At 62.8% G+C, this 11,968-nt stretch carries 12 protein-coding genes; 5 read left to right on the forward strand and 7 right to left on the reverse strand.

Annotated features, from left to right (window positions below; translation table 11 throughout):
- Window positions 1–11 precede the first annotated feature (11 nt).
- The 3 genes from B840_RS12725 to B840_RS12735 all read right to left on the reverse strand — a co-directional run bounded on the left by B840_RS12725 (window position 12) and on the right by B840_RS12735 (window position 1,667).
- The gene (locus B840_RS12725; RefSeq protein ID WP_042622838.1) at window positions 12–329 is read right to left on the reverse strand and encodes a hypothetical protein; all 318 of its coding nucleotides are present in this window, start codon (window positions 327–329) and stop codon (window positions 12–14) included.
- Between the two features lie 205 nt (window positions 330–534).
- Entirely contained in the window at window positions 535–771 is a 237-nt protein-coding gene (locus tag B840_RS12730; protein ID WP_042622839.1) for a heavy-metal-associated domain-containing protein, read from the reverse strand.
- Between the two features lie 155 nt (window positions 772–926).
- The gene (locus B840_RS12735) at window positions 927–1,667 is read right to left on the reverse strand and encodes a Crp/Fnr family transcriptional regulator (protein ID WP_188656969.1); all 741 of its coding nucleotides are present in this window, start codon (window positions 1,665–1,667) and stop codon (window positions 927–929) included.
- 588 nt (window positions 1,668–2,255) lie between these two features.
- On the opposite strand from B840_RS12735, the gene B840_RS13735 reads away from it, so the two are divergent.
- The 3 genes from B840_RS13735 to B840_RS12750 all read left to right on the forward strand — a co-directional run bounded on the left by B840_RS13735 (window position 2,256) and on the right by B840_RS12750 (window position 5,362).
- Entirely contained in the window at window positions 2,256–2,852 is a 597-nt protein-coding gene (locus B840_RS13735; protein ID WP_042622840.1) for a CueP family metal-binding protein, read from the forward strand.
- Window positions 2,853–3,223: 371 nt separating this feature from the next.
- Window positions 3,224–4,144 carry an NADP-dependent oxidoreductase gene (locus tag B840_RS12745; RefSeq protein ID WP_042622841.1) on the forward strand — a complete coding sequence of 307 codons (921 nt, stop codon included), beginning with the start codon at window positions 3,224–3,226 and terminating at the stop codon, window positions 4,142–4,144.
- 417 nt (window positions 4,145–4,561) lie between these two features.
- Window positions 4,562–5,362 carry a ZIP family metal transporter gene (locus B840_RS12750; protein WP_042622862.1) on the forward strand — a complete coding sequence of 267 codons (801 nt, stop codon included), beginning with the start codon at window positions 4,562–4,564 and terminating at the stop codon, window positions 5,360–5,362.
- A 95-nt stretch (window positions 5,363–5,457) separates the two neighbouring features.
- Here the strand turns inward: B840_RS12750 and B840_RS12755 are convergent, their stop codons facing one another.
- Both B840_RS12755 and B840_RS12760 read right to left on the reverse strand, forming a co-directional pair.
- Window positions 5,458–5,733 (reverse strand): hypothetical protein, encoded by a 276-nt coding sequence (locus tag B840_RS12755; RefSeq protein ID WP_042622842.1) that lies wholly within the window; start codon window positions 5,731–5,733, stop codon window positions 5,458–5,460.
- 7 nt (window positions 5,734–5,740) lie between these two features.
- Window positions 5,741–7,264, reverse strand: coding sequence for a molybdopterin-dependent oxidoreductase (locus tag B840_RS12760; protein ID WP_042622843.1), 1,524 nt, complete (start codon window positions 7,262–7,264; stop codon window positions 5,741–5,743).
- A gap of 313 nt (window positions 7,265–7,577) precedes the next feature.
- Between B840_RS12760 and B840_RS12765 the strand changes: the two genes are divergently transcribed.
- A complete protein-coding gene (locus B840_RS12765) occupies window positions 7,578–8,183 on the forward strand; it encodes a class I SAM-dependent DNA methyltransferase (protein ID WP_229676671.1) in 606 nt (201 codons plus the stop codon).
- A gap of 240 nt (window positions 8,184–8,423) precedes the next feature.
- Here the strand turns inward: B840_RS12765 and B840_RS12770 are convergent, their stop codons facing one another.
- Window positions 8,424–9,146 carry a VIT1/CCC1 transporter family protein gene (locus B840_RS12770; protein WP_003859513.1) on the reverse strand — a complete coding sequence of 241 codons (723 nt, stop codon included), beginning with the start codon at window positions 9,144–9,146 and terminating at the stop codon, window positions 8,424–8,426.
- A 472-nt stretch (window positions 9,147–9,618) separates the two neighbouring features.
- Here B840_RS12770 and B840_RS12775 point away from each other — a divergent pair, with 472 nt between their 5' ends.
- The gene (locus tag B840_RS12775; RefSeq protein WP_169745292.1) at window positions 9,619–10,317 is read left to right on the forward strand and encodes a helix-turn-helix domain-containing protein; all 699 of its coding nucleotides are present in this window, start codon (window positions 9,619–9,621) and stop codon (window positions 10,315–10,317) included.
- A gap of 118 nt (window positions 10,318–10,435) precedes the next feature.
- Here the strand turns inward: B840_RS12775 and B840_RS12780 are convergent, their stop codons facing one another.
- Window positions 10,436–11,848, reverse strand: a complete 1,413-nt coding sequence (locus tag B840_RS12780) for an IS1380-like element ISCli1 family transposase (protein WP_018297647.1) — start codon at window positions 11,846–11,848, stop codon at window positions 10,436–10,438.
- Between the last annotated feature and the right edge of the window lie 120 nt (window positions 11,849–11,968).

Below are 11,968 nucleotides of genomic sequence, written 5' to 3' on the forward strand. Positions count from 1 at the left end.
TGGTCCAGTCGCTAATGATCGTGGGCGTTGACAATGGCGTTGACCTTGGCATTCACAGCCTCCAGTGTGCTCAAGTTCAGGCGGGCAGTGTCGGTGTCCACGCCGTGCCCCTTCATCAGGAAGTCCAGCTTCGGGTGCAGCTGGGCGAGGGTATCGTTCGCCATGCGGGAGGGGTCACCGCCGTGGGCGGCGCATAACGCGTTCGCCTTGGCGTGCAGTGAGGAGACGGATTCGAGGTCCAGATCCGACTCGTCGAAGTTCTCGACCCCGTGGTCCTTGAGCAGGAAGTTCATCTTCTCGTGGAGACTGGCAAAGGTCACTTCGGCCATGGTGGTGTCCTTTCATGATGAAGATCAGGTGTTTTCTGTGACACTCATTAAGTTATGAACAATCCGGAGAAAGTACCTTGATCCGCATCAAGTACCCGCAAAGTGAGATCTGGATCGCAAAAAGACTGTGGTGCTCGTAGCCCGGGGGCACAGATGGCCCGCCGGCACTTTCTGGTGCGGGCGGGCTTGTGGGGTCGGGAGTGCGTCAGATCGCCGACGGCTTGGCGGTGTAACCGACCTCGGCTACCGCGGTGACCAGGTCACGTACGGAGACCTTCTGTGGGTCGTGGGTGACCAGGATGCGTCCGGAGGAGAACTTCACCTCCGCATTCTCCACGCCGTCCAAACCATTCAGCTTGTTTTCGATCTTGGCGACACAGCTCGGACAGGTGAACTCATCAGAGCGCAAGGTGGTGTTCTTCAGCGTGGCCGGGGCGGTCATCGTAACCAGGTCCTTTCATCTTTTATCGTCATGTTCCTGTGCTTGCACCTTTAAAGATACGGTCCTTTCCGGGTTAATTCCTTGACCTGGATCAAACAACGACAAATCTCTCCTACCAGGAAATTGTCCTGGAAAAGAGAGAGGGATGTGGGCGTTTAGAGGCCGGCGACCAGGTCGGCCAGGGCCTGGTGGTTGGTAATGGCGATCCATTCGCGGCCGGAGTCGATGACACCGGTTTTCTTCATCCGCGCCATTGCCCGGGAGGCGGACTCGACGGTGGTGCCGGCCATGCCGGCCACGTCGTTGCGGCGCAGGCGGACCTGCAGCAGGCTGGATCCGTCTTGTCGGATTTGCCCGAGCTTGGCGTCCAGGTGTTGGAGGGCAGCGGCCACGCGCTGCTCGACAGTCGAGGTGGCCTGGGCGGTTTCACGCTCCCGGGACCGGGCCAACTGATCCTGCTGCATCCGCATGATCGCCAACGCCAGTTGCGGGTAGGCGTCCACGACCTCGGCCAGGGCCTCGGCGGGCAGGTAGAGTGCACAGGTGGTCTCGATCGCCCAGGCAGAGTCAGTGGCTGGGGAGCTATGGGTGTGCAGCGGGCCGATGACATCCCCGGGGGCGGCGATGTCGACGGTGATTTCGCGGCCATCGATGGTGTCCCGGGTGATCCGGGCCCGACCGGAGGCGACCATATAGCTGCCCTGAGTCTGCTCGCCGGCTAGGAGGATGGGATCACCCGCGGCCCAGGCCCAGGAGGTCAGATGCTGGTCGAGTTCCCTGTGCTGCTGTGGGCCTAGTTCCTTGGTCAGCGGGGAACGGGCCATGACCTGCATGCGCACGTCCAGGGAGCACTGGTGGGGTTGGGCGCAGTTGTGACGGACGGGATTGCGGGCCATAAGCCCCATGCTATCGGGCCCGGAGAGCAATGACCGCGGAAGCGGAGGAACAAAAGCCTCCGACACAACCGACAGCCGCACCCCCTCACCACTAGCTTGCCAAGGGGTGGGCAGTGGAGGTGATGTCGGTGACGGTCCTGATGAGCTCGCCCACAGATACTTGTTGTAGGTCATGGGCCACCACGAGATGGCCGGGCGGTACTACCACTTCGACGGAGGCCACCCCCTCCAGGTCACTGAGTGTGGTCTAGGCGGTGGCCAGGCAACTCGGGCAGAAAAACCCCGACGTGGACACGGTGGTGTGCTTGAGGATGGGAATGGTCATGACAGTAAGGCCCTTTCATCGGAGGCACATGGAATGGGTGCATAGTAATGAAAATACGGCCATATCCGGAGTAATTCCTTAACCTGGATCAAACAACCGGAAAAGAGTCCCGACCGGCGGGAGCAGCTGCGCATGACGGTGCGGGTCGCGGCATACTGGGTTCGCGTCGACCTTCCCGGAAAGGGCCACGTCCCCTTTTCCTCTTACTGTCACATGCAGTAGTTTTTATGTTTGACCATAGAAACATGAAGCAAGGATCTGCCATGAACCGATTCGCCGCCCTCCTCGCTGTCTGTGCGCTCACCCTGGCCGGGTGCACCACCTCGGCGGCGGACCCCGAGGAGGCGGAGTTTCTGGCCTCGGTCGATCTGGCAGGTATGGACGCGGTGGGGATCATCGACTACCTGGACGCTCTCCTCGTGGAGGCCCGTCCGCAGGATCTGATGGCCGTGGTGCGCCCCGACGAGCTCGTTCTGACCACTCCTGACGAGGAAATCAGCCTGGATATGCCCGCTGCCTCCGTCTATGTCTCCGTGGCCCCGTTTATCAACCAGACCCATGACTGCTTCTACCACAGCCTGACCACGTGTCTGGGCGAGCTGCGCAACGCACCCGTGGAGGTGGAGATCATTGAGGACGGCACGGGTGCGGTGCTCGTCTCGGAGCAGGCAACCACCTTCGACAACGGGTTCATCGGCTACTGGCTCCCGCGCGATACCGCCGGCACCATCGAGATCACCCACGGGGAGTTCACCGGCTACTCCTACTTCACCACCGGTACGGACGGAGCCACCGGTACGGACGGAGCCACCTGCATCACCGACCTTCGCCTCAGGGCCTCCCCACTGCCGCAGGTTTAACCGGTACTAGCCGGTTTTTCGGGATTCATGGTGCGCAACCGTTGAGGCGGTGTGGGATATGCATGTCAGGGGCCTGCCGTCCCCGAAGGGTGACGACGGAGAAAAATGCCTGCTCCTGCTGGGAACAGGGGCAGGCCTCACCTAGGGCATCGAGAGGCCCTGGGCACGCTGTGGCAAGCGACACCGACCTTAGCGGCACGAAGGGGCCTGCGCGATGAGACCCCCAATGTCGGTGGGGTCTCATCGTGATCACTTCTTTCACTCTTTGATCCACGTCATGGTCTCGCGGTGATCATCTTCCTACCGTGACAGGCAAGGCCGCGAACGGCCGTGACCACAGGAAAGAAATTCACGAGGAGAGGAAGCACACGATGTCGAAGGTATACGTGTTCAACGAGTACGGCGGCCCGGACAACCAGGAACTGATCACCCGCAACACCCCCCAGCCAGGCCCGGGAGAACTCGGGGTCAAGGTCCACGCGGCCGGGGTCAACCCGCTTGATTGGAAGGTCCGTTCCGGGGTTGCCGGAACCCCGCGAGAGCTTCCGGCGCCCCTGGGCGAGGAGGCCTCCGGGATCGTCACCGCCGTCGGTGACGGTGTGGAGGGCTTCGCGGTCGGTGATCAGGTGCTCGGCCTGGTGGTCCCCGGTGTCGGCGGATATGCCGAGGACACCCTGCTGGTGGCAGAGAGTACCGTGCTCAAGCCGGAGGAGATCTCGTTCACCGACGCCGCCGCGATCCCGGTCGCTGGGGCGAGCGCCTACGCCGGCACCCACCAGGTCGAGCTTGAACCAGGCCAGTCGTTGCTGATCAATGGGGCCGGTGGTGGGGTCGGGCTGATGGCCGCGCAGATCGGACGGGTCCACAAGTTCCAGGTCGTCGGCGTCGACCACGAGGACAAGCGCGAGCTCATCGAATCCACCGGTGCTATCTTCGTCGCCACCGGCGACGCCGTCGCGGAGCAGGTGCGTGCGCTGCTCCCCGACGGCGTTGACCTGGTCTTCGACCTGGTCGGCGGGGAGGCGTTGCGGGTGGTTGCTCCCTTGGCGAAGAATCCGGCGCACGTGATCTCGGCGGCTGATGCTGCCACCGTGGGAGAACTCGGTGGACAGGTGCTGCGCCGCACCCCGGAAATGGTCGGACAGATCACCGGGGTGGTCCAGTACGGGCTGGTCGACCCGAAGGTCGATACGACCTACCCGCTGGAACAGGCCGGTAAGGCCCTGGCCCACGTTGAGCAGGGCCACGCCCGCGGCAAGATCGTCCTCGAGCTCATCACCTCCCAGGACTAACCAGACAACCAGAACGACCGCGGAGGAGAAAACCCGCGTAGGCGCGGCCAGCCGGTTGCGCCGCTTACTGCGGACACTCCACAGTAAGCGGGGGCTGCGATGAGGACCCGCAATCTGTTCTGAGCATCTGCCGCGGTCTTGCCTGCGAATAACAGGGCGCCCCGGCCCCTGCCAGCAGAGGCTTGCAGCCTGTGCCGGCAGGTTTTTCGCTCCGTGCTGCTGATCTCCCCGCCCTGCGGCAAGAAGGAGTCGCGATTCCTTTCTCCAGGCTGCTGCACCTGTGTTGCCGGTGATGCCGATCCCGGAACCAACATTGATCTAGATCATGGATGGATTCTCGGGTGAGTCATAGGGTTTTTAGTAGCAGGTCGGGTAACTACCCGGCCGGAGAAGAACTCCACTGACAAGGACATGATCATGCAACTGTTTGGACAAGCACTCGGGCTGGGCACTCTTGGCCTGGTCGCTGGCGTCATCGGCGCGGTGATCGCGGCACTAGCGACCCGGAGCCAGACCTCCACGCTGACCAGTTATGTCCAGCACTTTGCCGCCGGTCTGATCATCGCCGCAGCCACCCTCGACCTCCTCCCCGAGGCCCTCCACCTGGGCGGGGGATGGCCTCTGATCGTCGGTTTCGTGCTGGGCACCGCCTTCATGCTGGCACTACGCTCCCTGCTCACCCGCGTCGGACACAGCCACCACCCCGGTGATGATCCGCACCACGACCACCACGGCCATGATGACGCCCACGGGCATGACGCTCACTCCCCCACCACGGCCACCGGGGTGAACCTGCGGCTGATCGTCGCCCTCGCGGTCGTCGTCCTGATCGACGGCGCCATCATCGGCGTCGCCCTCTCCGCCGGTGGGGCTGCGGCCCTGCTGATCGCGATCGCCCTGTCGATCGAGCTGCTCTTCGTCGCCGCCTCCACGGCAGGATCCACCCGTGCCGGCGGAGGCAGCCTGGGCACGGCGATCGGGGTGGGCACATTCGTCGCGGCCATGATGCCGATCGGCGCCGTGCTCGGTGCCCTCGTCTTCGCCGGGGTCTCCGCCCCGGTGCTGGTTGCCGGGCTGGCCTTCGGAGCTGCGGCGCTGCTGTTCACCGCCGTCGCCGAGCTACTGGTCGAGGCCTACGAAATCAAGGAGAGCACCGGCACCATCGCCATGGCCGCCGCCGGTTTCCTGGTCTTCCTCCTGCTCATGATGCTCATGTGAGGGCAGCCGAATTCTGAACCGAGATGGGCCGGGCACCCCGGGGGTGCCCGGCCTCAACCGGTGTTCCACCGATCGGCCAGCGATCCGAACAGTCGTTATCCGGAGTGGTCGGAGTGCAGATCAGCGGAGATCACACGGAAGTCGCCCGCCCGGGCCAGTGCGGCGTCGATAATGGCCGGATCCGGATCAACGGAGGCCAGGTGCTTGATGATCAGGTCGGCGTGCTCGTCGCCGGTGATCTCGAAGGCCGCCTGGCCGAGGCCGTGGTCGGCGAAGATGTCGTAGAGGGACTGCAGGGCCTTCTTGACGTCCCTGTCGGTACGCACACCTTCGACCTTGAACCGGCAGGAGACGATGTCTGAGGCTGACATAGGTGGACTAGATCCTTCCGTTGAATGCCTGGAGGGCGGAATCCTCGCGGGTACCTCCTCGACCATCACCGTAGTCGGCGTAGTCCTTGATCCAGCGTATCGAATTAATCCACTTGACCATCTTGTAGCCGTGGTTGGATTCCGCCCGCAAACGGGCCGGAGCCCCCAGGTGGGTCTCGAGCGGTTTGCCGTTGCGCTCATAAGCCACGATCGTGTCATCCTCATATGTGGTCTCCAGGTCAAGAACCGCGTAGAACGGCTCCCGTGGCCGGTTGTCGTACATCTTCTGTGCCAGGCCATAGGAGTCGATCAGCACGTAACGCGCCTCATCCGGTTTCGGGCCGATCAGTTCCATCAGATCCCGCAACCGCACCCCCGTCCACCGGGAGGTCGCCGACCAGCCCTGCATGCAGGTGTGGACGGCCACATAGGACACCTGCGGCAGCGCCTTGAGATCATCAAGGGTGACGACCTTCTCGGTGCCGGCGAGGTCGTCACCGATGGTGATGGTGTAGCCCTCCCAGCCATTGTCGCGGGCGGCGATCCATTCGGGGGAGTCATCATCGGTCGGCGGCAGACCGTTGGTCCAGTGGAACTGCGAGATGTCCTTGTCCGTGTAGACCTTCTGCTCACTCATCCGCGGACGCATCCAGTTAAGGAAGAGTTTCCGGCCGATCTCCGTGACCCCGGCGGTGATGCGCTGGGAACGCGCCCGATCAGCCAGTGACCAGTAGCTGAGCACAATCCAGAACAGGATGACGACGACGATGGTGGCGATAACGATGATGTAGGCCTGAGCGGCACGGGTGGTGTCCATATCGCCGAAGACCATGTGGACCATGTTGTAGTCACCGTGCACCAGAAAGACCAAGCCGACGTGCATGACGACAAAGCCCGCCATCAGCACCATGGCGATGAAATGCAGAGACCGCGCCCCCTGATGCCCGCCGAAGGCCTTGACATACCACGGGTAACGGGAGCGGATCGCCGGGGCCATCGCCAGGCCGGTGAGGATCAGAAACGGCGCCAGGATGAAGATGACAAACGTGTAGCCGAGCATCTGCAGGGAGTCATACGGGGTGAAGTGCTCGATACCCGGGGCCCGGAAGCCGAGGTAGACCTTCAACGTCTCCCACGCCTCGGGGAACACGTCCCAGGAGGTGGGAATGATCCGCTGCCACAGCCCGGTAGCGAACAACAAGACGACGTAGACGAGGCCATTGAGCACCCACAACATCACCGACAGACCGTGCCAGTGCCGACCCAGGCCGATGTTCTCTCGCCCGGGCAGCGCGATGAGCGGCGAGAGGGACTTCTCATCCATCAGGGAGGTGTAGACGCCCTCCTCCTTGGGGAGCTTGCGTCTGGTGAACCGTAGCCATTCGGTGCCCGGGGCGCAGTCATTGCGCCACCACAGCCGCGGCATCGACGACAAAATCTCCCAACCAGAGCGCAGCAACATGCCGATGAGAACGAAATTGATCAGATGCGTGGCACGTAACCACAACGGAAAATCCGGGTTGACCTCCACAGGGCACTCCTTATGTCGCGACCATCCACAGGGGAATACAACGGAAATTTATGTATGACGCATCTCACGCTAACGAGGAAACAGGGGAAAAATAAGGGGTCATCCCCCGCAGCGGGGGTGGCTCGGTAATGGCAGGGGCGTTGCCTGGTCCCAGGACTGTTGGGCCGACGAACGAGAGGTTCCCCCTGCCCACTGACGCATCTTCGCCCACATGGCCCGGATCAACGCCGCTCTACGCCCCTGGAGACCACCTGCGCGCCTACTGAAAGGCATACAAGCACGTCCAGCCCCGGGCATGCTTAGGGTTATCCTCATGGCAACCGATGACCTCAGCCAGGCCTACAACTCACCGAACTTCGACCCGGAAGCCCTGCTCGGAACGATCATCTCGGCCGATGACCCTGACCGAGCGCTCATCGAATCCTGGGCCGCCAACGTCGACGGGGCGATCCTCGATGTCGGTTCTGGCACGGGACGGTGGACCGGTCACCTCGCGAGCCTCGGACACCAGATCGAGGGACTGGAACCGGCAACACGGCTCGTGGAGCTCGCTCGCCAGACACACCCCTCAGTGACCTTTCACCACGGCACTATTACCGACCTCTCAGACTCGCCGAAGCGCTGGGCGGGCCTCCTGGCGTGGTACTCACTCATTCACCTGGGACCTGATGAGTTGCCGGCGGCACTGGCTGCACTGCGCGCAGTGGCCAAGGACGACGGTATCCTCCTCATGTCCTTCTTCTCCGGACCCCGTCTCGAACCGCTGCACCATCCGGTGGCCACCGCCTACCAGTGGCCGCTTCCCGACCTTGCCCGGGCACTGGAGGACGCTGGTTTCCAGGTCACCAGTAGTCACTGGGATCCTCGGTTCCCCCATGCCTATCTCACCGCCGAGGCCAGCAAGCAGAATCTCGCCTGACAGTGGTGGCCTACTCGGTAGTCGTCTTCTCAGAAGACATCTCATAGCACCAGTGTGGTTACCTGCCGGAGGAGAAACGAGTAGTCAGCCGGACCATAACTGGCGACCGGCTGGGGCAGCGGTCCATCCAGGCCCCGGATGGTCTGCAAGGAGGTCGGCGCCGATCACTTCGTCCAGGCGTCGACGAAAACGCCCAGCCACCACAAAACCCGCATTCCCCCTTTTCTGTCCCGAGGCACCTCAGACTGCGGCCCCGAACAAAACACCGACACCGTAGGTCAGGGCCAGGCCGAGGGCACCACCGATCACCAGGCGCCCGCACGCGCGCATTGGGGAGGTACCCGAGATCTGGGCTGAGATGAACCCGGTCACCGCCAGGACCAGCAGCGTGACTACGAAGACCACGCCGGCGTCCCAGCCTGCAGGGGCGATGAATACCGACACCATCGGCAGCAGTGCTCCGAGCAGGAAAGCCACGGCCGAGGAGAAGGCGGCGGCCAAGGGGCTGGTCAGTTGCTCATTATCAATACCGAGCTCGAGCTGAAGGTGGGCGCCCAAGGCGTCGCCCTGCCCGATCTCGGTGGCCGCCTGGTTCGCTGTCGCAGGGGAGATGCCGTAGGAGTGTAGGATCTCCGACAGCTCGACGTGCTCGGCCGTCGGGTCTTCGGCCAGCTCCTTCGCTTCTTTTGCGATGAGCACCCGTTCGGTATCACGCTGTGAGGAGACAGAGACGTACTCACCGAGAGCCATAGATACCGCCCCCGCGATCGTTGAGGCCAAACCAGCGCCGAACACGACGGTGTCACTGGCGCCGGTGGCGATCACACCGAGCAGTAGCGCAGCAATGGAGACGATACCGTCATTAGCACCCAGCACACCGGCACGCAGAGTATTCATACGATTGTGGTGGCTGGGTACGTGCGGTTCGTGCAGGGGGTGAGCGGTGTTAGTGGAGATGATCATCAGTCCTTTATCGGCGCAGGAGACCCTATAAGCACAGCTTATTAAGGGCCTAGTTTTCCCACAACGAAGCGGAGCCAACCCTCGCCGTCTTTCGGGGCTAATCTCTTCGTTGACACGTCCCGTTACTCTCCGGGAGATCTCCTGGAACGTGGACTCCGGCCTCGAGATGCGAGAAGAGGCACCTACTCATGCTCAAGCATGCGGTAGAGGGGGGGCCGGTTGACTTTGTCCTCGCGGGCGACCTGGCCCTTGGGTACGTGGGCCGCGATCTTTTCCATGATCACCTGGGGTTGCTCGTTATCGAACTTCGTGCCCCTGACGTTGTTAGCGGTTGGCCGCCTTAACCAGGTCGATACCCTCGGCCTGGCACTCATGGATCCGATAACGCTCGAACTGTCGGCGACGCTTGAAAAGTAGCCCACCAACGACGATCGGAAAGTAGCCCACCAACAAGATTGGATGGGTGATATCCGTGGATGATTGGGCTCAGATCAGGTGCCTGCGCAAACAGGGCCTGTCGATCAGAAAGATCGCGGCCGAGGTCGGTTGCGCGAAAAAGACCGTGGAACGGGCGCTGGCTTCCCCGGAGCCTCCGACGTACAAGAAGCGGGCGGGCAAGGCGACCAGCTTCACCCCGTTCGAACCGCAGGTCCGAGCACTGCTGGAGAAAACGCCGACGTTGCCGGCCACAGTGATCGCCGAACGGGTGGGGTGGACCGGGTCGATCACCTGGTTTCGCGATAATATCCGTCGCATCCGCCCCGACTACCAGCCCGTGGACCCGGTCGATACCCTCACCCATCGTCCCGGGGAGCAGATCCAGTGCGACCTGACCTTCCCCACCGGTGGGCTGCCGGATGAGACCGGGACGAGGGCGGAGTTCCCGGTGCTGGTGATGGTGGCGTCCCACTCAAGGTTCATGGCCGCCCGGGTACTGCCGACACGCACCACCGGAGATCTGATCGCCGGCATGTGGGCCTTGTTGTCCACGTCGTTTCAGGCCGTGCCCGAGCACCTGTTGTGGGACCATGAGACTGGCATCGGACAGAAGAAACTCACTGGACCGGTGCTTGCCTTTGCCGGCACACTGGGCACCCGGATCCTGCAGGCCCCGCCCCGGGACCCGGAGACTAAGCCTGGATCCGCCGATGGTCTTTCGGTGATCGGTTGATTTCGGCTGCGGGCACCACCAAGATTTTCGGGCAGGAATGATCCCCAGATCACGTCGTCGTCTGGTTGTTCCACGAATTGGTAGGTCGGCTCGGGCCGGAGGGTTTCGGCTCAGGTGGTCAGGAAGAAACAACAGCCGGTGGCGAGTGACCGTGCTCGAACAGCTTCCGCCACTGCGGCTCCCATTTCCAGCCCTGCGGTAGGTGCAGGACCAACCGTCGTGCCCTACGAGCAATGCGGGCCGCCACCATGACGATCCGACGCCGGATCGTCGCAGTCGTAGCCCTGGCCAGTGCCCCGGCCGCGATGGTCCCGGCAGCCCTGGTGAGGTTGAAGGCCATGACCGCCACCACCAACCACGCCGCGTTCGCGGTGAACACACCTGAAGGCATATGCGCCAGCGCACTGTTCTTCAGATCGGCGTTGACCTGCTCGATGACCGCATGCTGCCGGTGGGTCTTGTCCGCGGCCACGGTACCCAGCAGGTCTGGGTCGGCGGTGGTGAATACCGCGTGGAAGCGGTGCAGATCAAACAGGCCCGGCTGATCGATATTCTTCTTGTTCAACTCCGGGATCCGGCGCACCACCAGCCGACCGGGAACCTGATCAGCTGCCTTCTTCGACGCAAACGCGATGAAGGGGACTTCCGCGACTTCCGCTGAGGAGATCCAGGTCTGGGTGTCCTCATCAAAGAGCGCGTCGGTGTACTCAATTGTTTCCCAGGACGTGTCCGGGATCGTGGCAATCGCGTTCTGGATGTTGGGCGTCATCCGCGCGGTGATGGACACATCCGCACCGGCGGTGAGTGCTGCGTGGATGCTGGGCCGGCCGTAGAAAGCGGAGTCCGCGCGTACGAGGATTTTCTGCTGGGCCATGGCGGGTAGGCGTCGGGTGGTGGTGATGGCATCGGCAATCAACCGGCCTGCCCCACGCGCCGAACCACAGGACCCTCGGCGCAGGCGCTGGGCTACGACCACCGGGGCAGACTCTGTCGTGGTGACCGTCGCCAGCAGAGCATTGAGCCCACGGACACCGGAGTAGCCGAAGCCGGCGCCTTGTTTCTGGTGGCCGTGGACTTCGATGATGGTGTCGTCGACATCGACGAAGACATACCCGCTGGTGGCAGCTGGGGGTGCGGGTACCAGGCCCGGTGACTGGTCAGCCAGGTTGATCAGGAAGCGGGAGGCCACGGCATCCAACTGGCGCACGTGCCCGAAGGTGAAGGCCCGGAGGAAGGATCCCAGGGTCGACGGCGCGTAGATCCGGGTAAAGAGTCGGTTCATGCCGCCGTGGCGCAACAGGTCCATGTCGTCAATCGAGTCGGCACCGGCGACCATGCCTGCGACCAGTGAGGAGATCTTCGCCCCGGCGTTGGCACCCTTGTCGCCTGCGATACTCATCCTGTGCTGTGCCAGGGTCGACAGGCCAGCAGTGTCGGCCAGGCGCATGGCTGGGACCAAGCCGGCGGCCGACACGAGGTTGGGGTCATCGAATGAAATAGAGAGTGCCGCGGGAGTGTGAGATAGTTGCACCTGAGAGATGCCCTCCTGGATGGGGAATATAGACCTTCGACAAGTCGTATTATCCCAGTTCAGAAGGGTATTTCTCTTTTTCCCACGCCGCTACCCCAAAATCACATCGGTGGATCCAGG

Source organism: Corynebacterium marinum DSM 44953 (genome assembly GCF_000835165.1).
In the GTDB taxonomy this organism is placed as follows: Bacteria; Actinomycetota; Actinomycetes; order Mycobacteriales; family Mycobacteriaceae; genus Corynebacterium; species Corynebacterium marinum.